Origin of the sequence: Wolbachia endosymbiont (group A) of Nomada flava (assembly GCF_964027055.1) — a bacterium.
GTDB lineage: Bacteria > Pseudomonadota > Alphaproteobacteria > Rickettsiales > Anaplasmataceae > Wolbachia > Wolbachia pipientis.
Map to the genome: position 1 here is coordinate 1,302,257 of NZ_OZ034725.1, position 18,823 is coordinate 1,321,079.

18 protein-coding genes are annotated in these 18,823 nt (G+C 34.6%); 6 read left to right on the forward strand and 12 right to left on the reverse strand.

Features of this window, described 5'->3' with window-relative positions:
- Positions 1 to 35 precede the first annotated feature (35 nt).
- Together hslU and hslV are read right to left on the reverse strand one after the other, a co-directional pair.
- Complete coding sequence (gene hslU, locus AAGD70_RS06810; RefSeq protein WP_065094462.1) at positions 36 to 1,526, reverse strand: ATP-dependent protease ATPase subunit HslU; 1,491 nt, start codon at positions 1,524 to 1,526, stop codon at positions 36 to 38.
- Between the two features lies 1 nt (position 1,527).
- Positions 1,528 to 2,082: an ATP-dependent protease subunit HslV gene (hslV, locus tag AAGD70_RS06815; RefSeq protein WP_065094463.1), complete on the reverse strand. Its 555-nt coding sequence runs from the start codon at positions 2,080 to 2,082 to the stop codon at positions 1,528 to 1,530.
- A 115-nt stretch (positions 2,083 to 2,197) separates the two neighbouring features.
- Here hslV and gshA point away from each other — a divergent pair, with 115 nt between their 5' ends.
- Entirely contained in the window at positions 2,198 to 3,358 is a 1,161-nt protein-coding gene (gene gshA, locus AAGD70_RS06820; protein WP_065094464.1) for a glutamate--cysteine ligase, read from the forward strand.
- Here gshA and AAGD70_RS06825 read toward each other — a convergent pair.
- The gene (locus AAGD70_RS06825) at positions 3,355 to 4,146 is read right to left on the reverse strand and encodes a hypothetical protein (RefSeq protein WP_065095282.1); all 792 of its coding nucleotides are present in this window, start codon (positions 4,144 to 4,146) and stop codon (positions 3,355 to 3,357) included. The two genes, gshA and AAGD70_RS06825, sit on opposite strands and share 4 nt — an antisense overlap.
- Before the next feature lie 78 nt (positions 4,147 to 4,224).
- On the reverse strand, positions 4,225 to 5,247 hold the full coding sequence (hemH, locus tag AAGD70_RS06830; protein ID WP_065094466.1) for a ferrochelatase: 1,023 nt from the start codon (positions 5,245 to 5,247) through the stop codon (positions 4,225 to 4,227).
- Positions 5,248 to 5,255: 8 nt separating this feature from the next.
- Here hemH and AAGD70_RS06835 point away from each other — a divergent pair, with 8 nt between their 5' ends.
- On the forward strand, positions 5,256 to 5,453 hold the full coding sequence (locus AAGD70_RS06835) for a hypothetical protein (protein ID WP_156517966.1): 198 nt from the start codon (positions 5,256 to 5,258) through the stop codon (positions 5,451 to 5,453).
- Between the two features lie 65 nt (positions 5,454 to 5,518).
- Here AAGD70_RS06835 and AAGD70_RS06840 read toward each other — a convergent pair whose 3' ends face one another.
- Entirely contained in the window at positions 5,519 to 6,301 is a 783-nt protein-coding gene (locus AAGD70_RS06840; protein WP_082941370.1) for a hypothetical protein, read from the reverse strand.
- A 113-nt stretch (positions 6,302 to 6,414) separates the two neighbouring features.
- Between AAGD70_RS06840 and ndk the strand changes: the two genes are divergently transcribed.
- Positions 6,415 to 6,834 (forward strand): nucleoside-diphosphate kinase, encoded by a 420-nt coding sequence (ndk, locus tag AAGD70_RS06845; RefSeq protein WP_065094769.1) that lies wholly within the window; start codon positions 6,415 to 6,417, stop codon positions 6,832 to 6,834.
- A 693-nt stretch (positions 6,835 to 7,527) separates the two neighbouring features.
- Here ndk and AAGD70_RS06850 read toward each other — a convergent pair.
- Positions 7,528 to 7,680: a hypothetical protein gene (locus AAGD70_RS06850; protein WP_156517965.1), complete on the reverse strand. Its 153-nt coding sequence runs from the start codon at positions 7,678 to 7,680 to the stop codon at positions 7,528 to 7,530.
- A 221-nt stretch (positions 7,681 to 7,901) separates the two neighbouring features.
- On the opposite strand from AAGD70_RS06850, the gene recR reads away from it, so the two are divergent.
- Both recR and AAGD70_RS06860 read left to right on the forward strand, forming a co-directional pair.
- The gene (gene recR, locus AAGD70_RS06855) at positions 7,902 to 8,507 is read left to right on the forward strand and encodes a recombination mediator RecR (protein ID WP_065094768.1); all 606 of its coding nucleotides are present in this window, start codon (positions 7,902 to 7,904) and stop codon (positions 8,505 to 8,507) included.
- 3 nt (positions 8,508 to 8,510) lie between these two features.
- Positions 8,511 to 9,731, forward strand: coding sequence for a P-loop NTPase fold protein (locus AAGD70_RS06860; protein ID WP_065094767.1), 1,221 nt, complete (start codon positions 8,511 to 8,513; stop codon positions 9,729 to 9,731).
- A gap of 45 nt (positions 9,732 to 9,776) precedes the next feature.
- Here the strand turns inward: AAGD70_RS06860 and AAGD70_RS06865 are convergent, their stop codons facing one another.
- Together AAGD70_RS06865 and AAGD70_RS06870 are read right to left on the reverse strand one after the other, a co-directional pair.
- A complete protein-coding gene (locus tag AAGD70_RS06865; RefSeq protein ID WP_065094766.1) occupies positions 9,777 to 10,676 on the reverse strand; it encodes a hypothetical protein in 900 nt (299 codons plus the stop codon).
- A 79-nt stretch (positions 10,677 to 10,755) separates the two neighbouring features.
- Positions 10,756 to 12,102 (reverse strand): pyruvate dehydrogenase complex dihydrolipoamide acetyltransferase, encoded by a 1,347-nt coding sequence (locus AAGD70_RS06870; protein WP_065094772.1) that lies wholly within the window; start codon positions 12,100 to 12,102, stop codon positions 10,756 to 10,758.
- Positions 12,103 to 12,172: 70 nt separating this feature from the next.
- Here AAGD70_RS06870 and AAGD70_RS06875 point away from each other — a divergent pair, with 70 nt between their 5' ends.
- Positions 12,173 to 12,655, forward strand: a complete 483-nt coding sequence (locus AAGD70_RS06875) for an SH3 domain-containing protein (protein WP_065094765.1) — start codon at positions 12,173 to 12,175, stop codon at positions 12,653 to 12,655.
- Here the strand turns inward: AAGD70_RS06875 and AAGD70_RS06880 are convergent.
- From AAGD70_RS06880 to AAGD70_RS06895, 4 genes are all read right to left on the reverse strand, one after another.
- Positions 12,652 to 13,137: a hypothetical protein gene (locus tag AAGD70_RS06880; RefSeq protein WP_065094764.1), complete on the reverse strand. Its 486-nt coding sequence runs from the start codon at positions 13,135 to 13,137 to the stop codon at positions 12,652 to 12,654. The two genes, AAGD70_RS06875 and AAGD70_RS06880, sit on opposite strands and share 4 nt — an antisense overlap.
- Before the next feature lie 123 nt (positions 13,138 to 13,260).
- The gene (locus tag AAGD70_RS06885; RefSeq protein ID WP_065094763.1) at positions 13,261 to 16,065 is read right to left on the reverse strand and encodes a hypothetical protein; all 2,805 of its coding nucleotides are present in this window, start codon (positions 16,063 to 16,065) and stop codon (positions 13,261 to 13,263) included.
- Entirely contained in the window at positions 16,046 to 18,400 is a 2,355-nt protein-coding gene (locus AAGD70_RS06890; RefSeq protein WP_065094771.1) for a type VI secretion protein, read from the reverse strand. The genes AAGD70_RS06885 and AAGD70_RS06890 overlap by 20 nt, the downstream gene beginning before the upstream one ends.
- Positions 18,401 to 18,444: 44 nt before the next feature.
- Positions 18,445 to 18,819: a hypothetical protein gene (locus AAGD70_RS06895; RefSeq protein ID WP_065095281.1), complete on the reverse strand. Its 375-nt coding sequence runs from the start codon at positions 18,817 to 18,819 to the stop codon at positions 18,445 to 18,447.
- Positions 18,820 to 18,823 lie beyond the last annotated feature (4 nt).

Consider the following 18,823-nt stretch of genomic DNA (forward strand, 5'->3'; position numbering starts at 1 on the left):
TCTCTATACTACTTAAAGTAGGCTTTTCGTTTTTCCTAAAGTATAAACTTAGATAAATCCAATTGCTTCGAAATTGATTCAAGTTTATCTTTTACATACTTGCTGTCTATAATGAATTCTTCGCTATTTTTCTCAGAAGCAATGAAACTTATTTCATCTAAAAGCTTCTCCATGACAGTGTAAAGCCTTCTTGCGCCTATATTTTCCACTTGCCTATTAACTGTAAACGCTATTTCAGCTATGGTTTTTATACCATCATCAGTGAACTTAAGCGTCACATTTTCTGTTTTCATTAAAGCTATGTACTGCTTTAACAAACTAGATTCTGGTTCCTTTAATATTCTTATTAAATCCTCTTGAGTAAGTGCCTTAAGTTCTACCCTGATCGGTAATCTGCCCTGCAATTCCGGTAAGAGGTCAGATGGTTTAGACTGATAAAAAGCACCAGATGCAATAAATAATATATAGTCTGTTTTTACATGGCCATACTTAGTTGTAACAGTTGTTCCTTCAAGTAATGGTAACAGATCGCGTTGCACTCCTTCTCTGTTTACTTCACCTTTTACTTCTGTACGCGCTGCAATTTTGTCTATTTCATCCAAAAATACTATACCATCATTACTAACAAGATCAATGGCTTCTTTGATTATTTTATCTTCATCCATTAGCCTTTCACTTTCTTCATTAATTAATATTTCACGCGCTTCTTTTACCTTCACCGTAATAGTTTTTGTTTTTTTGCTCCCGTTAAACATCTTGCCCATTATTTCTGTTACATTCATCACACCAACTTGCCCACCTGGCATGCCTGGTATATCGAAAGTAGGTAACATACTCTTGCTCTCTCTGACGTTAATAGAAACTTCTCCGTCCTCAAACTCTTTATTCCTCAACCTTTCTCTAAAAATTTTTTTACTCTCTTCGGTTGCATCTTCGCCTACCATAGAGTTTACTATTGTTTTCTCAGCTAAAATTAAAGCCTTTTTAGCTAAGGCTTTACGGGCTTTCTCTTTAACTAAAACTATTGCTGCATCAACTAAATCGCGTATTATCGAATCAACGTCACGTCCAACGTATCCTATTTCAGTAAACTTCGTTGCCTCAATTTTTATAAACGGTGCACCGGCAAGTTTTGCTAAGCGGCGAGCTATTTCAGTTTTACCAACTCCTGTATGACCGATCATCAATATATTCTTAGGTATGATTTCATCACGCAATGGAAATGGAACCTGATTGCGACGCCAACGATTTCTGAGCGCAATAGCAACAGCACGCTTTGCGTCATCCTGTCCGATTATGAATCTATCCAATTCTTTAACTATCTTCTGTGGTGGCAGGTCATCTAACAAAACTTGAGTACTGTCATTAACTTGAACATCGCTTTCATTTGAATCAAAACCACTCTTAGTATCTTTATAGAGGTCATTTTTTTCATCGTAGGTGTCACTACTACAAGACTGCCCTTCTGAAAGGGTTATAGGCTGATTGGAAAAATTAGTGCATAAAGTTTTTTGCTTGGAAGACATATCACTCCTCTATTTTTTCAATAATTACATTATGATTTGTATAAACACATATATCGGCAGCTATCTTCATAGCCTTTTTCGCAATTTCCTCTATTGATATTCCTTTAATATCAATTAAAGCTCTTGCTGCAGATAGAGCAAAATTTCCCCCAGAGCCAATAGCTGCGACTCCATCTTCAGGCTCAAGAACATCACCTGTTCCCGTAATTACTAATGAAATAGATTTATCTGCAACGATCATCATAGCCTCTAATTTCCTCAGATATTTATCCATTCTCCAGTCTCTTGCAAGTTCAACACATGCTCTCATTAATTGTCCTGGGTGCTTGTCAAGTTTAGATTCTAGTCTTTCAAAGAGAGTAAATGCATCGGCTGTTGTTCCAGCAAAACCGGCAATTACAGAATCACCAGAAAGACGCCTAACTTTTTTTGCTCCGGATTTTATAACAGTGTGGCACATTGAAACCTGTCCATCACCTATTACTACTACGCTTTTATCTTTTCTAATTGACAGTATAGTAGTTCCGTACATTTTATTGTTATCGTGTTGAATCATTTTTCTATCACTTTAAATAAGAATCTCATTATACTTTAATCTTCAGTCAAATTTGCTAAATATGTTTAATTATAGCTTATAATATAATACCTTCCTTATAACATTTAAAGTGCAGATGCAAAACATAATTCACCCAAATTTGGAAAAAAGTATAAATAATTGGTTCGAAGCAAAATTTAACGGCCTTACATTGCCATTTTATAGCTCTATAGATCTTAGAAACTCTGGCTATAAAATCGTTCCAGTAGACGCTAATTTATTTCCTGCGGGGTTCAATAACTTAAGTGAAGAATCAAGAACGGTGGCGGCAAGATCAATAAAAAGCTACTTTGAAAAAAAACAATATAAAAAGGTTCTGATAATACCGGAAAATTATACACGCAATAAAATGTATATAGAAAACGTATTTGTTATAGAGAAAGTACTGCAACTCGCAGGTTTTGAAACTAGAATTGGTCTTTTACATAATGAAGTATACAATTTAATAGAACCGTATGAAGCTATTGTGAAGGAAACCTCTCTATTAAAGACAACTTCAGGATTTGTGCCTGATGTTATTATACTGAACCGTGATATGACGAGCCACATTCCAGACACGCTAAAAGACGTAAAGCAAGATATAGTACCAAGCCCACTATACGGTTGGCATAGCAGACAGAAATCTAAGTATTTTGAAATCTATCAAGAATTAGCGTCCGAATTTTGTAGCGAATTTAAAATCGACCCATGGCTTATTTCTGTGCTTACAGAGAGCTGTGATGGAGTTGATTTTGATGATGATTCGTCACTAGGAGCAGTAGCAACTAAAGTTGACCAAATATTGTCTCTAGTGCAAAAAAAATATGAGGAACATGAAATAAAAACACAACCTTACGTTTTTATCAAAGCAAGCAATGGCACATATGGGATGGGCATTATAACAGTAACAAGTGGAGAGGAAATATTAAACCTCAATAAAAAAAAACGTCATAAAATGAAAAAGATAAAAGAAGGAATAGCAATCAATAGCGTTATTATACAAGAAGGCGTACCAACCATTGACATATTTAAAAGCAGTTCTGCAGAACCGCTAATATACTATATAGGAAATACTCCAACATGTTACTTATACCGATGCAATAGCAGGAAAGATGTATATTCTAGCTTGAATGCCACTGACTGTGAGTTTCATGATGTTAGCCAGGTTGTGGAAGGTAAAATTCTGTCACTTTGGAGTATTGTTAGCAAATTGGCAGTACTAGCGTTGGCAGTAGAAATAAAATCTTTTCACCTCTAACCTACTTCCACAGTGGTGTCATTGTGCTGAGTAGGGTGAGTGTTATCAAGTCCAGTAGAAGGATCAGTACTATTAACCGGTTGATTGACGAACTTATCGATATTTGATATTAAATATGCTAGACTTAATATTATACTAACTGTTACGCTTAAGTTGAAATTATAGATTATACCACTACCCAAATCTATTGGTATGGTTGCAGTTTCCATTCTTTTTAATATGAAGCTTAACAAGCCCAATGACAAAGTTATTGTGCTGAAAATAACGTCCTTCCCATATTCAGCAGACTTTTTAGGATCCTTATTATCCAGATACTTCTTCCATGTATAATAACAGCTTATGAATTCTGAAAATAGAAATAGGACTGTTGATGTTAAACCAATATAACTTATTATATCTTTATTGTTTCCAGCTAAGAAATGAATGATTTTTGTCTGCATCAATATTCCTATGATACAGTGTGTCAAGAAGGCCAAGCTACCTACAACCTGTACTGATTTTTTAGGTTCATTTTTATCATCTTGAGGTCTATATCCAGCCAAGCTGAGTCCGGAATGAAGAATATATAATGCTGATGTTGGTAATTTTATTAACTTGGCAATATCTGATACAGCAGAAATACTGGGTCTGTTATTGTCAATAAACTCACAGCAAAATTGCAGTGAAATCTTACACAATAGGGCTGTTAAACCTACTGCAATACAATACATCTTTCTGAGATCATGGTTATGGGCAGCGTGTACCCTTTGTGTGAACGTGCTCGATTTCTTTTTTAGCTTACTTGGCATGAAATAGTTAATAAAATAATAACTTTCTGTTATTCTATCACATAAAATCCTAAAAGAAAAGCACTATAAATCAGGATCTTAAGGAAGATTTATGCATAAATCAGCCAAGCATTTAATAAACAAGGGATCGATACTGAGAGTTGGCACGCGAAAGTAATATCCATCCTTGATAATTGCTTTATATTCTACATCAAGTTCCACAAGTGTTTCTGAATGCTCAGAAACAAAAGACATAGGTGATAGAACTACAGGTACACCATCAGCTTTTGCGCGTAATAGCTCACTTTCAGTGCTTGGCTCTAGCCATTTTACAGGACCAATCTTACTCTGATAACATATTGACCAATCTAAGTTATTGATAGCTAGCTTTTCTACTATTAGTCTTACTGTTTCTTCCACCTGTGAAGCGTAAGGGTCGCCTTTTTTAATAACACTAAGAGGAAGGCTATGGGCTGAAAATAGGACTCTTGGCTTATCGATTCTGCTGGCTAATTTGTAATGCTTAGCTATTAAATTAGCGTGAGCTTTAATAAAGTCTTCGTTATTATAATAATGGTGAATTATTTTTATATTGCACTTTAGACCATGGTTTTTAGCATTTTTTTGCCAATTTTCGATGGATGATAAAGTTGTGGTAGTTGAATATTGAGGGTATAGTGGCAGCAAAATTACTTCATCAGGATCAAATTGTTTTACACTTTTAATAACTTCGTCAGCAAATGGATGCCAATAGCGCATGCAGATGAATACTTTGGTTAGTTTTGGTGTCATTCCAGCGCGTGACGCTGGAATCCAGTTTTTTTTTCTAGATCCCAGTGTCTGGGCACTGGGATGACAAAAGACAGGTTTGTTAAGTTCTTGTTCAAGCGCTTCAGCTTGCATTTTTGTATTCTCCAGAATTGGCGATTTACCTCCAATTTCCTCGTATATTTTTTGTGCAGTATTTTCTCGTTTTGCAGATATAAACTTTGCTAAAAGAAACCGAAAAGGGTTTGGTAGACTTATTATTCTTCTATCATAAAAAAGGTTGAATAAAAAAGGACGGACCGCATTCAGTGAGTCAGGTCCACCAAGGTTAAATAAAATGACAGCCTTTTTCATTTGGTCTTTTGCAAATAATTGTTAAAACTACAAGGTTACTTTTTGCCGTCGTTCCAGCGCGTGATGCACAACAACATTGTGATTTGAGGGCTATTTCTACTAAGATGGTGTCATCCCAGCGCTCCGACACTGGGATCCAGGATTTTACTAAATTGGTAAGTATAAAAGCGTTATGTGAAAACAACGTCCTCGATGAAATTGTGTGAAAGTGCTGGATTCCAGACTGGAATGACAAAATAGAATACACTTAAATAACAGAAAAGAGGCACATTCAGGCTCCGCAACAAGTTGCTTTTGGGGTGCCTATAAACTCAGCTATAGGCTCATCAAATTTAGTTATAGGCACTAAATTTCTCACACTGGCATACAACAAATGGCCAGACCTCTGCAGGTTACTCTTGGTGAATGTGAAGCTCCAATCGAAAAACGTATCGACAAGAAGACTTGGCACGATTTCAAGAAGTTCAACAGCAGCTAAAGATAGCATGATACAACTTTGAAGAATCTTCAGAGGAAAAACTAAAAATGCAACGAAAAAAGAGGTGTTACTTGACTCACCCACTTGGTTAGGCGAATTATACTCAATATGCTTTCTATTTTGATCAAAAATAGGGAATTTTATGGAATCTTTTTTAAATTCCTTACTCACTGTTTCTTTTGAGCAACCTGTTTGTTTTTCTAATAACTTTTCACGTAGATTAAAAGTTCTGACAATAAAACATGTAGCTATCATTAAGGCAGCGCATACGAGTGCGCATTGTAGAAGACCAGTGAATGCAAGGCAAACAAGCGGTACTATGATTATCATTTCAAGAAATGGAATAGTATTCCTTTTCATTGCAAAGGCAGCACCTTCTTTTAATTTTGTATTATGATGTGAGCTATATTCCAAATAACTTAAAAATGCCAAACTAAAAGTCAAAAACCCTTTTGTTCCACAAAAAATTGATGACTTTAAGTTATTGACCAATTTTTTAGCGGTAGATTCAGTTTCAACCGGTTGTTTGGTAGTAGATTCAGGTTTTTCATTAGTTTTTTTACAACAAGTATGCATACAATACTCCCTTGATGGTTTGTTTTTAATTATAGATAAAAAATCACTTCTATGAAATTAAAATTTGTAATAAAATAAATCTATAAATGTACTATTCTATATAAGGAAATAATATGGCAATTGAGAAGACACTTTCAATCTTAAAACCTGATGCAGTAAAAAATAATATTACAGGCAAGATAAATTCATATATTGAAAGCTCTGGGCTGAAGATTATAGCACAAAAAATGATGTTACTGACAAAAAAACAAGCAGAGCTATTTTATGAAATTCATAAAGATAGACCTTTTTTTGGGGAGTTAGTGGAATTTATGACTTCTGGTCCTGTGATAGTTCAAGTTTTAGTTGGTGAAAATGCAGTAAGTAAATACAGACAAATCATGGGAGCTACCGATCCAAAGCAGGCAGATAAAGGCACAATCAGGGGTGATTTTGCTGATGATATTAGTGAAAATAGAGTACACGGTTCGGATAGTCTAGAAAACGCTCGTAAGGAAATAGCTTTCTTTTTTGCTGAATGTGAGTTGGTGTAGTCAACTCAGATTGGCGTCATCCAAGTAGCTGACAACATAGAAACGAAAAACCTACTTGACAAACTCCGCCAGCCCCCTTATCATAAGAATGAAGCTATTTATTTATCTTCTCTGTACAGATTAAATGACAAAAAAACTCACGTATCTGGCGTCTCATGTTTAATTTTTTGCACTATGTGCACCTTATGTCTTTAAAAATTCTACCCACATAAGCTGAAACGCGCTTATTAAAGCGTTTAAAACATAAAAAAACGCCAACTTAAAAAATGGATAGTGAATAACTAGCTACCCTAGGGGTTTCTTTTGCCTTTTTTTCTGTTTAGTAAATTTCTTAACGTTTATAATTTAGGTTAGTTGCATTTAAAAGCGGCTGAATCGCGGTTATTAAGCGTTTAGAATAAAAAAACGCCATACTTGAAAGTATAATGTAAGTAATTAGCCAACCACGGGGCTTCTTTTGCCTTTTTTTTCATTCGGTAAATTTCTTAATGTTTATAGCTAAACGACAACCGTCATCCTCGTCATCCCGCTACTTGTTAGCGGGATCTATGCTTTGAGATACCGCGGCGGTATGACGAGGGAGAACAGTTGCTACGTGTTAGCGGCTGAGATACCGTGAATAAATCACGGTATGACGGTTCGCGGTGGTATGACGGTTAAGTAATTCGTCATCCCGCTACTTGTTAGCGGGATCTAGAGATACCGCGAATGAATCGCGGTATGACGTAGGACTGCTGTCATTCCAGTCTGGAATCTAGTTCTTATTGTACATTTACTTGGTAGAGTTAAATTTCCTGGATCCAAGTAGTCGGCTACTCGGATGACAGGAGAAGGTACTGCCGTCATAAAGGAACCAGTGTCAGCTACTTGGATGATACCTTTTTTCTACTTAGTTTGGGTTATGTAAGAAGTCTATCATAATCAGGCTTTAAGTATGCGGAAGTAATTTTTTGCGTTAGAGTAAAAAATTTTTTCTATAGCTAATCAAAGTGGATCAAGAGAAACTTACCACTTTCTTTACAAAGGGTTTGATGTTACCATTTGACTACCTATTCTGAATTTATTGGATGAACATTAACATAAAAAATCTAGTTCATGCTTTCTCTAAATTGCCAAGCTTAGGGCCATCATCATCACGCAGGTTAGTTATACATTTACTCCAAAACAAAGAGAAAGTTATGCTACCACTTGCATCTTTGATTAAAGAGCTAGCAGATCTTATAATAGAGTGTGAAGTTTGCGGAAATCTAGATACTAAATCACCTTGTTCTATTTGTACTAACCCAAAACGTGACACTAAGTTACTGTGTGTAGTAGAAGAATTAGGTGATCTATGGGCGTTTGAAAAAGGAAGTATATATTCAGGTTTATACCATATTTTGGGTGGCAGATTGTCTGCGATAAATGGCATAGGTCCAAAAGAACTCAACCTTGATACTATTCTGAAAAGAGTGATGGAGTCTAAAATTGAAGAGATAATTATCGCAATCAATCCAACATTAGAGGGCCAAGTTACTGCACAATATATAACTCAATTGCTAAAAGACTTGAATGTGAAAATATCGCGCCTTGCTTGTGGCATACCAATGGGCGGAGAAATTGACTATCTTGATGAAGGAACGCTGAGGATAGCACTTACTTCAAGACAAGAATATGAGTTAAATATAAAATAAGACATGTGCTTAAAAAAACTTATATCGCTAATAACATTCAAAAAGAAAGAAATAGCGCCACCACTTAAAGTGGTGGCTTGGGAAAATGACCGTCTAAACTATAAGCAATTTTCAGGTAAATTTAACAATATAATTAAAACAATTGATCAGTCTTTTACAATAATATCTTTGGAAGGATATGATGGATGGGGCAAGACGTTTTTTTTGAAAGAATGGGTAAAAGAGTTAAAACAGCAAAATGAAATTGCAGCTTATTATAGTGCATGGGATATCAATGCATTGGACCAACCACTGCCTTCTTTTTTAAATTTCCTATTTGAAGATTTATTTGTATCGTATAAAGTAAAAAGAAGTGTTATACAACAGTTCAAGAACATAAACCAAGAGCTATTTTCTCTAAACACACTAGGAAAGCTGATCAGTAAATCTCCACTTGCTATGCTTTCAGTATTTCTTGATGCTGCAAAAGAGGCTGATAAAAAAGACATAGGTTTTGTCTTGAGTGAATTAAGTCTTCTCCAAAGAAGAAAAGAGAGTACTAGAGATTTTAAAACACAGTTAGCGGATGTGGTTAATAAAATCAGAAAAGACAAAAACATTTATATAATGGTGGATAATCTTGATGTGTGCCGTCCTAAATTTGTTGTCGATTTTTTGGAATCTATAAAGTATATGCTTGATGTGGAGGGGCTGGTTTTCATTATTCCTGTAAGTAAAGATAAGAGTAATGTACAAAGAGCAATCAGCACAATACTTGGACCAAATTTTGACCTAAAATCTTTTACTGGTCTCTCTTTACATTTACCAAAACAACCGATAGAAAAATTTACAAAAGAACTATTTGAAAATATTAAATTACCGAAAAAGTCAAAAAATTTGATTGTAGATAGTTTTATATTTTATGCAGAAAGCCTGTCACTATCGTTAAAAACAATAGAATACTGCGTAAAAAAAATAAAGCTGTGTCTTCTGAATCACACAAGAGAAGAATTACCTGATCCGAATTTGTTTTCATTTTTGGTAATACTGCAATCGATAAATATTGATATATATGAGGAATTAGGTTTTTCATATCAAAGAGCATTGGAAAAAATTGAAAATGAATATAAATCTTTAGTTCTAAATGGTCAAGAAGAATGGGAAAAACTTAAAACCTCTCTAGAAACTGCTTTTGCAGAGAGGGAGTCAAAAATTAACAAAGCTATAAAGGATATACTATTTTGAAAAGATACCCTACCTTTACATATACAAAGATAGGGTAACATTTGATTAACGCCCTTTTACTATGTCATTACCTTGTTCAAACTTTCTGATTAATTCGCTTACATTGACATTAGATAATTTTTTACCTGCAGATTTGTCATTATGTGAAGCATCAGGTTTACGAAGGTCTTCCTTACTGTTACTCCTAGTAATATTACATCTAACAATGTTTGAATTATTAGACTTATCGCTTACATCTGAAATATTGCTTTTTTCACTACATGAAGACGAATTACTCGACATATTGCCTAAGCTAAAGAGCTTTTTACCTTGATAGATTGGATTCCAATCAAGTGGATTATAAGTTTTTTTGCTAGTCTCAACCTTTTGGTTATTTTGCTGTTTAGGAGAAAAACCAAGTTTTTCTCTTTCTTTCTTGCTTAGCGTTTTGAGAAATTTTACGGTTTCTAATTCATCAGTTGCTTGTACTTTATGTAAATCAAAGCTTTTTTGATGGTTATCCTGCTTAACATTTTCCATCATTTTATCTTTTATTGTTCTATCCTCATCATCAGAAGTGCTGCTACTAATATCACTGATACCACTATCCCCTGAATCACGGCGTTGTTTGTTAGGAGTGCTATGAATGTTGTCTTCCATGAGTTTTTGCATTGTTGGGCCAAATGTTCTTCCAAGATTGCTACTTACTGTTTTATTACTATCATTTGCTTGAGAATGAGGTGCATTTCGCTCAAAAATCGCTTTTATTCCAGCAAATTTAGCTTGGGAAGATTTCGGAGGAACAGGTGGATTAAGCTTTACTATTTTTTCTAACTCATTCTGCAACGATAACTTGGTCTCTGGTGCTCTTGGTGTTACCTGTGGGGCAACCATGCCTTTTGAGTTAATCTTTCCTTCATTTTTAGGAAAAATTTTTGGATTGTTTTTTTCTACTGTAGTATTCATTTTTTTACCTCTAAGCCTATTAACTAGTAGAATTATAAACTTAGAGGTATTAATTTTGTAATAACGATGCTAACAGGTTTCAAATAAGCATCGCCAGAGGATTCTCTATATAATGCTTAAAGGCGTTTAAAAATTTTGCTCCGAGTGCTCCATCAACCGTCCTATGGTCAACAGAGAGTGTTACTGTCATTATTTCTGCTATCTCTATTTTCTCATTTATAACAATTGGTTGTTTTTTGGATGCACCAACTGCCATTATGCAAGACTGCGGTGGGTTGATTATAGCACTGAAGGCTTTTATACCAAACATCCCTAAGTTGGAGATAGTAAACCCTCCTCCTTGAAACTCTTCAGGTTTCAATTTTCCAGATCTTGCTCTGCTTACTAAATCTTTCACTTCTTTTGATATAGATAAAATACCCTTTTTATCAGCATTTTTTACTATAGGAGTAATTAGCCCATCTTCAAGTGCCACAGCAATTGAAATATCTACATTCGAGTATTTAAGTATTTTATTATCTATCCACGAAGAATTTATATCAGGAAATTTTTTCATGCTGAAAGCTGCAGCTTTTATGATTAGATCATTAATTGTTACTTTATTGTTTTCATCTGCTGAGTTAATCTCGTTTTTTAACGATATTAACTTATCAACCTGGCAGTCTACAGTTAAATAAAAATGTGGAACATTCTGTTTTGATTCAGTCAGGCGCTGTGCTATCACTTGGCGCATGTTGCTTACTTCAACTATGGTATCTTTCTCAGGACTTTCAGTATGTATACCACTGCCTAAAAACTCCAACACATCAGCCTTAATTATGCGACCATATGGTCCTGTACCTTTTAATTGCTGCACATTAACCCCTTCATTTTGAGCTATTTTCTTAGCTAATGGGCTTATTTTTGTTCTACCTTCTGCATAACCCTCTGTCATCTGAGTAGCTGACACTGGGATCCATTCTTCTTTTCTAGATCCCAGTGTCAAGCACTGGGATGACATTGAGGGGTTGGATTCCAGCGTCACGCGCTGGAATGACACCGAAGAATAACTTATTGGCTTTCCGTTTAAATCTTGGTGTTCTGATTTTTGATTATCAACAGCACTTTTTGTCACTTCCTTTTTAACTGCACTATTGATGGAAGTTGAAGTATAGTTGTTAAGTGCACTTTCATCTTCTTCTTCTTCCAGCATTAAAGCTATTGGTTGATTTACAGGCACGCCACTTGTTCCTTCTGTTACTAAAATTTTTGCTAAAACTCCTTCATCTATAGATTCAAACTCCATTATGGCTTTATCAGTCTCTATCTCAGCAATTACATCGCCTACTTCAACTTTGTCTTGTTCTTTTTTATGCCACTTTACAATTTTTCCTCCAGTTTTGCTCATTGTCGGTGAAAGAGCAGGCATTAATATTTCTATAGGCATTGATTTTGCATTTAAAGATCTATTCAATTTTTAATTTACTCTTTATCTTATGTCAACCTAATCGTGAATTATGATGAATAAGTCTGTTACACTATCCCTCACGTTATCCCAGTGCGTGACACTGGGCAGTACTATTATCCTATTGTTTTTATTATTTAGCCCTAGCTTGTTTGCTAGCAACTTTGTTTCAACAAAATCAAATAAGATCAACATGAGAACGGGACCAGGATTTCACTATCCTGTAAAATGGATATACACTTGCAAAAATCTGCCCCTGAAAGTGATAGAAGAGTTTGGGAGTTGGAAAAAGGTCTGCGATATAGATGAAGACTGCGGATGGATAAAAGGCAATCTTCTTAGTGATAAGCGCTACGCGATTGTAAAAGAAGATACTTATGGATATCAAAAACAGAGTGTAGACAGCAAGATTACTATGAAAATAGACAAGTTTGTTGTGATGAAGATAGAAAAATGCAACGAAGAATGGTGCTTTCTTTCCACCCCAAAACGCAAAGCATGGGTACAAAAAAAACATATATATGGGGTTGATTAGGTTGACAAAAGATCTGAATTAACACTAGTTTCTGGGCCTTCTGTAGCATGCTCTTCAGATGAAGCAGAGGGTTCTTGAGGCTCTGGAGACTGTACAGGGCTATCACAGAAACTCCTTAACATCTCCTCAGCGGATGAATCTAAAATTTGTACAATAGACTTTTCACTCTGCTCTTTTAGCGATTGATCCATTCTAGAAATCAACTCAGAAAACTCGCTACCTGATTTTTCAGCTTCACTTTTTATTTTACTTTCTATGCTTGCAATATTACCTTGGTCAATTTCTTCTTTTGTTATGTTGAATGACTTTGCAACATCTTGATATCCAATCTTGCAATTTCCACAACCAATTATGCAAAAAGTAATAGAATCAGATATTTCGCTTGCAGCCCAATTATGTATAGTGTAAGCCAAATAATTGTCATGGTATTTAATGCTAAATTGTTGTTCTATTAACTCAGAAATTTTATTCTTTAGAGACATAAAGCACCCTCCTCTTACATTCGTTATACCTTTTTGTTAAGATACAGCAATTACACCATTTACTACATGCTTTACTTTAATTAATTATTAAAACAAGAGCATCATTTCCAGAGCTATATCTTTTTACCTTGATAATTCTTTTTTGATTTCCTCTTTAATTATCCCACTTATATTCACGTTAAGATCCCCTACCCAAAAATCAGTCATAGTTTCAAGATCGTATAGATCCTCTATTACTTTTTTAATAGCAGCATTTATTTCTTCTTCGTCAAATTCCTTTATAATAGGTCTAATCTTCACATACCCTGGAGAGCCTTTACCATAAATTCCTTTGCTTTTATTAATGCAGCCACCTGCACCAGATCTACTGCTTCTCAAACCACTTCCACACTCTACTGTTTCATACTTGATTTCACCATTTTCTATATATGCTATTCGATTGTCTTGTGTAGACTTCAGTTTATCTGCCTTTACAATTTTCTCCTCTAGCTTTAAATCTTGCTTATGAATTACTGTTTCCTCATAACCCTTACCACCGTATGTTCTATACTCACCTCCACCTGCAACAGTAATCAGTTGCTGGCAATGTTGCTTCTGCGAATTGCACATTTCTATGAAAACAGGTCCCCCGTCCTTATCTGAGAGGTTACTTTCCTGGTTACCCCCTCCCTCTGTGACTTGCACCTTAATTATAGGATAATTAGGATCGATTTTCAGTTTAGCTTTAATATAATCTCCTGGCATCCCTACTCTGCTTTCAGTAGAATGGCATTTTTGATTGTCACAGCCACTACCTTGTATATGACCTGCTTCACCACTTCCCCACGCTTCTATTTTAATACGATCAAATTTTATTGATAAGTCATCTGTATAAACATCTTTATTTTTATGATCATAGGATTTTTCATTATTTTTTTCAAGATCTGGTTTCTTATTTTTCAGCTGTTCCTTGATTATCTCTTTTAATTTTTCTTTTAATTTCTTTTTGAGACCTTCTAAATCGAACCTACACAATTTATCAGCGTAAAAGACCTCCGTTCTGTTTGCTTTTATTGGTGCTTCTGGTTGCGTGACAACGCCATTTGTATTTTGTGAAATCTTTGTATAAAAAGGTTGAGTGTTTTCTTTGTCTACATATCGTGTTGAACGGCTGCATGTTCCAGTAAAGCAGATACAACCATCATCACCTTGATTACATTTTTCTCTATGCTCTACATCCGTCAATTTGTACACTACTTTCAGTCCTTTACTAGATTTAAATGTATCGTCTATCTCATCATTTCTTTTTACACAGTAACTGCATTTCCCCTTTTCCTGTTTATTGTTGTCAGGGAAGAAAACATACCCTTGCTTATTAAATATTATTTTATCCAACTGATTTTGAGGTCTTTTCAAAAGGTCACCTATTTCCTTGCTTGGAAGATAATAGAACTGATTTGATTCCTTTGAATAAACAGAATTGTATTTAGTATATCTTGTTCCCATTAATTTTAGTGGTATTATTTTATTTTCTCTTTCAAGAACAAACTCCTCTGGTTCTGGCTGCCATCCAGAAAGACAAAGCATTTTACTGTTAGAATTTCCTTTATACTTTACTTCTATTTCTGGTTGTCCTAAGTTGTTCAATTTGCACTTATTCCCCTGAAACTCTTTACATTCCGTTTCAATATCAGGAACATAGCCATATTCTTTCAGAACTTTAAATTGTTGCGGATTACTTTCTAATATACCTTCTATAATATTATCAATATAACTTTTTTTGTTATTACTATCAGTCGTTTTTGCTACTATTGCTGGTTTTACCACTTTTAAAGATAGAGGACCAATATTTACAGGATGTTTGTGGTCGGTATTAACATTAAAAGTACATAAACCATCACTGTAGGTTCCACGTGCTTCATAAGTACAAGCGCTCTTGCTCATCTTCATTCTTATCTTTAACGTGTCACTCTGCTTTCCAGACGCGTTACTTTGTACTATTTCTACTACTTCAGGCTCTGGAGCAGGTGGTGCCGGGAAGCAGCGGATGAACTGTGGATTTTTTTCATCTATACTTTGAGTTCCAAGGTATTCAGCACAGAGCTTATCTTTTTCTCTATAAGTTTTGAAGTAGTACGTGATGCCATCTTTGTCTAAAATAGAGCGCCACTCAGCTTTATTTTCTCCATACCCTTTAGGGAAATCTAATTCTTTTCCAATCTTTCCGTCTTCTTCTATTAGATCACCAGCTATTACCTTAACTTTAGGGTTGAAGTAATCATTATCTTTATCTGTTATAGGAACAATTCTAACTTGTGGAGGTGACATTGCAAGTTGCTCGCAAAATGGAGGGGGGCTAGGTGCAAGTGGCACGGGAGCACATTTTACTGCCGTTTGGTAGCAGGTATCACAGACTTTTTCCATCTCCCCAGGACGAAAAATATTCTCACCCGAAAATACTCTAGAACCCCATGAAGAAATTCCTGACATACAAGCCCCTTTTTGACTGCAAGCACATATTTTAGGAGAGTTAGCGAATCTTCTTTTTTCCTCATCAGTAACACCGTCTGCCCATTCCCATTTAAGACCCCGAGCAATTTCTCCTCCAGCTTTTGTTTTATCCCCTTCCCAATCAATAAAAGCTGCAGCAGAAACTCCAGCTCCTGTACCTTGCGTTCCATATATCTGGCGGCAGGATTCCCCACTTTGTAAGTCATAACAATAACTTTGTCCATCATAAGCACATACTCTAATTTTGGGATTAAAGTAACCATCAACTCCTTGATCTTTTATTGCTTGCACCTTAATTTCCTTTACCCAATCTCCACCAACTATTGCTTCCCACCAAGTATTACTTTCTACAAATGTTGGACAATCAGCATATCCTTGATACGAAAGACCAAGTATCAAAAAAAATATCAATAAGAAATTAAGCTTTACACTTCTCATAAAATACCGGTAACCACTCATTAACTTCTTCTCCTTTTTCTTTTATTGCCTCATACATATACTTTATAGTCTCTTTGTTAGCTGAAAGTACATGTATTTCTTGCATATCCTTCAAATCCAGATTTAAGGTTACTAATCCTTTGTACTGTTTTATCAAAAATAAACCTTCCTGTGTTGGCGTCTGCAGAATTATATTCAGCTCCTCTTTCGATAGAGAAAATGCCTTCATGTATAATCTATTTGCATTGACGTTCGGCATCAAGATTCTTGTATCAACATGTTTATCTAAATATTGAGTAAATTTGCTAGCAAATGCGAGATTTAAATTCTCAGTACTTAGGATTACTACAACATTTAGTTCCGTCATTCTTTGCATCCAGTTATCAAACTCTTTCTCTGTAGGAAAAATATTACTTATCTCCCATGCTTCATCCAAAACAAGTATTGCAGGCGAGCCATCACATTTTGCCTCAAAAGAATATAAAAAATAGTAAAGTATCACGGACATACATTCCTTTTTTTTTGTAAGGTTTGCGGTGTTGAGAGATATAATTTTTGTTTCCCAGTCAATATCTGATTCATCACCATCTTGAAATAAGTAAGCAAAGTCACCATCGTCACACCATCTACTTATCTTACCCCCAAGGAGCAAGAGCACCTCAGAAATTTGTGAAATAGAACGTGATTCCTTGGGTATAGCAAATATAGAATCCACAATTTTTCTTATCTTTTCTTCTACGTCCACCAAGCTCGTATCGGCTACCATTCTTCTGATCAGTTCAACCAACATATTGCGATTGGAAGCACTATCTTCAATGTTTAGTGGATTAAATTTTAGGCTTTTGTCCTTATATTTTGGATCGATTATGTAATATTTACCACTCACTGCTTTAGTAAAAATTATTGATTTTCCAGTGTTATCCAATATGACAATTCTTGGGTTAAACTTTCTTGATTCTGATAATAGAAAATTAATGAGTGAAGTTCTGCCTGAATTTGGAGCTCCGAGTATCGTAGTATGGCCATTATTTCTTTTTCCATGAAAATTAAAGAAGTAAGGATTTCCTTTTTTTGAGAAAAAAATCATTACCGCTTCTTTCCACCTTCTTCCTTTTAATGTACCTGACGTAAAATCGTGCAGCATAGCAAAGCTGCAAGCGTATTTTGTTAAGATATTTTTCGGTTGCGTAATAAAAGCAAAATTGCCTGGAAGTTGTGCCCAAAAATGACTTTCCATATGTAAATCAGTTCTAAACATCATGAAGCCAACTAATGACATTATAGAAGATAAATCACTAATACTTTCAGCTAACTTATTCCTATCATCTGCAAATATTGTAAAAATAATTTTCTGTTGGCAGAAGTCTATACTAGAGGTCTTTTCAAGCTCTATTATTTCTTCAATTCCTGAGCTTTTAAGTAAGGTATTATCCTCACTAATTTGCAGCATGTTGATTTGTTTTTTAAATTCTTTTATTGCTTTATTATTACTAGTAAATATCATTATTTCTGTAATGATAAATTCAGATTCAAGCTGCAAGCATCTATCTATATTACCTAAAGAGATTTCCCGGTATTCTTTTATGCTGAAAATAGAGCCAAATTTCTGTTGATTTTCAAATATTGTTTGAAACGTATTGAAACCAAAAGCTATTTTAAAATTTCTAATATATTGCGACAGGTCCCTTTCATGTATTGGATAATCTTTGTGCGTTAATGTAACAATATAGTGGAGAAATTCTATCATTTCAGAATATATTTTACCTTCACTAAACCTTAGACCCAGTTTTTTAGCTCCAAAAGGTTCTAAATCATTTTGAATTAAGTCAGTTATCTTTTGCAACTCCTGATGGCTTTCTTGTAAAGACAACTTATGCTTATTCTTTATTCTATTGAAAAAAAACGAATTATTAGTATGCTTGCCAAAATCGCTAAACAATATTACAATATATAGTTCATTTATATACTGTAATTTACTATCAGTTAGTTTATTAAACCACGTTGAATGTAGGTTGTCAGAGAAGTCTTCAGTTTTATTCCATTTCAAGCTCAGTTTATTGCGCTTTCTAACGGTATGAATCCAAACGGTAAAATACAGGCTATTAATATTTTTTGATATGCTTTTTCTAATTTCAGTTCTGAGGTCGCTGTAGTTATCAACAGAAGAATAATCTTCTAACTTGATTATTTTTAACAATTCTCCCTGTTTTGTTAGTATGGTTTCTTCATCGTAATGACAAGCATAAGGAACAAAATCTAAATCGATGCTTTCTAGTAATGCTAAGTTGTTCTTTTTTTCAAACTTAGAGTTAATCGCTGGTACTTTTAGCTGCATATGCGTATTCAATAAAGATAATTAAAAAAGATAAAAATACTATCTTAATTTTTATCTTTTTTTTCGCTATCGGATTGTAATTTTATATCTTTTGCAAAGTTAAATTTTTCTTTTAAGTAGTCTGTTGCCTTTTCTGTACTACCGAACATCAGGACCAGTACACCAAACATTATCATAAAAAAGATTAGACCTCTGAACACTACTGCAAGTATCACCGCAGCTATACACAACCCTATGATTGTTGAAGGACTCATATTTTCTACAGTATCTTTAATTGAAAATAAAGAAATAAAATTTTTTACCGTTTCTTGTACATCCTTTAACTCATCACTCACCGAACTTGCTTCGCTAGAATATGATGCAAAAATGAAACTTAATAAGGCTATAAAAACCAAAACTTTATTCAATTGAATGCGCATCAAC

Excerpts from the sequence above, each read along its gene's own strand:
- hslU (WP_065094462.1), bottom strand. The coding sequence starts at position 1,526 with ATGTCTTCCAAGCAAAAAACTTTATGCACTAATTTTTCCAATCAGCCT.
- hslV (WP_065094463.1), bottom strand. The coding sequence starts at position 2,082 with ATGATTCAACACGATAACAATAAAATGTACGGAACTACTATACTGTCA.
- gshA (WP_065094464.1), top strand. The coding sequence starts at position 2,198 with ATGCAAAACATAATTCACCCAAATTTGGAAAAAAGTATAAATAATTGG.
- AAGD70_RS06825 (WP_065095282.1), bottom strand. The coding sequence starts at position 4,146 with ATGCCAAGTAAGCTAAAAAAGAAATCGAGCACGTTCACACAAAGGGTA.
- hemH (WP_065094466.1), bottom strand. The coding sequence starts at position 5,247 with ATGAAAAAGGCTGTCATTTTATTTAACCTTGGTGGACCTGACTCACTG.
- AAGD70_RS06840 (WP_082941370.1), bottom strand. The coding sequence starts at position 6,301 with ATGCATACTTGTTGTAAAAAAACTAATGAAAAACCTGAATCTACTACC.
- ndk (WP_065094769.1), top strand. The coding sequence starts at position 6,415 with ATGGCAATTGAGAAGACACTTTCAATCTTAAAACCTGATGCAGTAAAA.
- AAGD70_RS06850 (WP_156517965.1), bottom strand. The coding sequence starts at position 7,680 with ATGACGGCAGTACCTTCTCCTGTCATCCGAGTAGCCGACTACTTGGAT.
- recR (WP_065094768.1), top strand. The coding sequence starts at position 7,902 with ATGAACATTAACATAAAAAATCTAGTTCATGCTTTCTCTAAATTGCCA.
- AAGD70_RS06860 (WP_065094767.1), top strand. The coding sequence starts at position 8,511 with ATGTGCTTAAAAAAACTTATATCGCTAATAACATTCAAAAAGAAAGAA.
- AAGD70_RS06865 (WP_065094766.1), bottom strand. The coding sequence starts at position 10,676 with ATGAATACTACAGTAGAAAAAAACAATCCAAAAATTTTTCCTAAAAAT.
- AAGD70_RS06870 (WP_065094772.1), bottom strand. The coding sequence starts at position 12,102 with ATGCCTATAGAAATATTAATGCCTGCTCTTTCACCGACAATGAGCAAA.
- AAGD70_RS06875 (WP_065094765.1), top strand. The coding sequence starts at position 12,173 with ATGATGAATAAGTCTGTTACACTATCCCTCACGTTATCCCAGTGCGTG.
- AAGD70_RS06880 (WP_065094764.1), bottom strand. The coding sequence starts at position 13,137 with ATGTCTCTAAAGAATAAAATTTCTGAGTTAATAGAACAACAATTTAGC.
- AAGD70_RS06885 (WP_065094763.1), bottom strand. The coding sequence starts at position 16,065 with ATGAGAAGTGTAAAGCTTAATTTCTTATTGATATTTTTTTTGATACTT.
- AAGD70_RS06890 (WP_065094771.1), bottom strand. The coding sequence starts at position 18,400 with ATGCAGCTAAAAGTACCAGCGATTAACTCTAAGTTTGAAAAAAAGAAC.
- AAGD70_RS06895 (WP_065095281.1), bottom strand. The coding sequence starts at position 18,819 with ATGCGCATTCAATTGAATAAAGTTTTGGTTTTTATAGCCTTATTAAGT.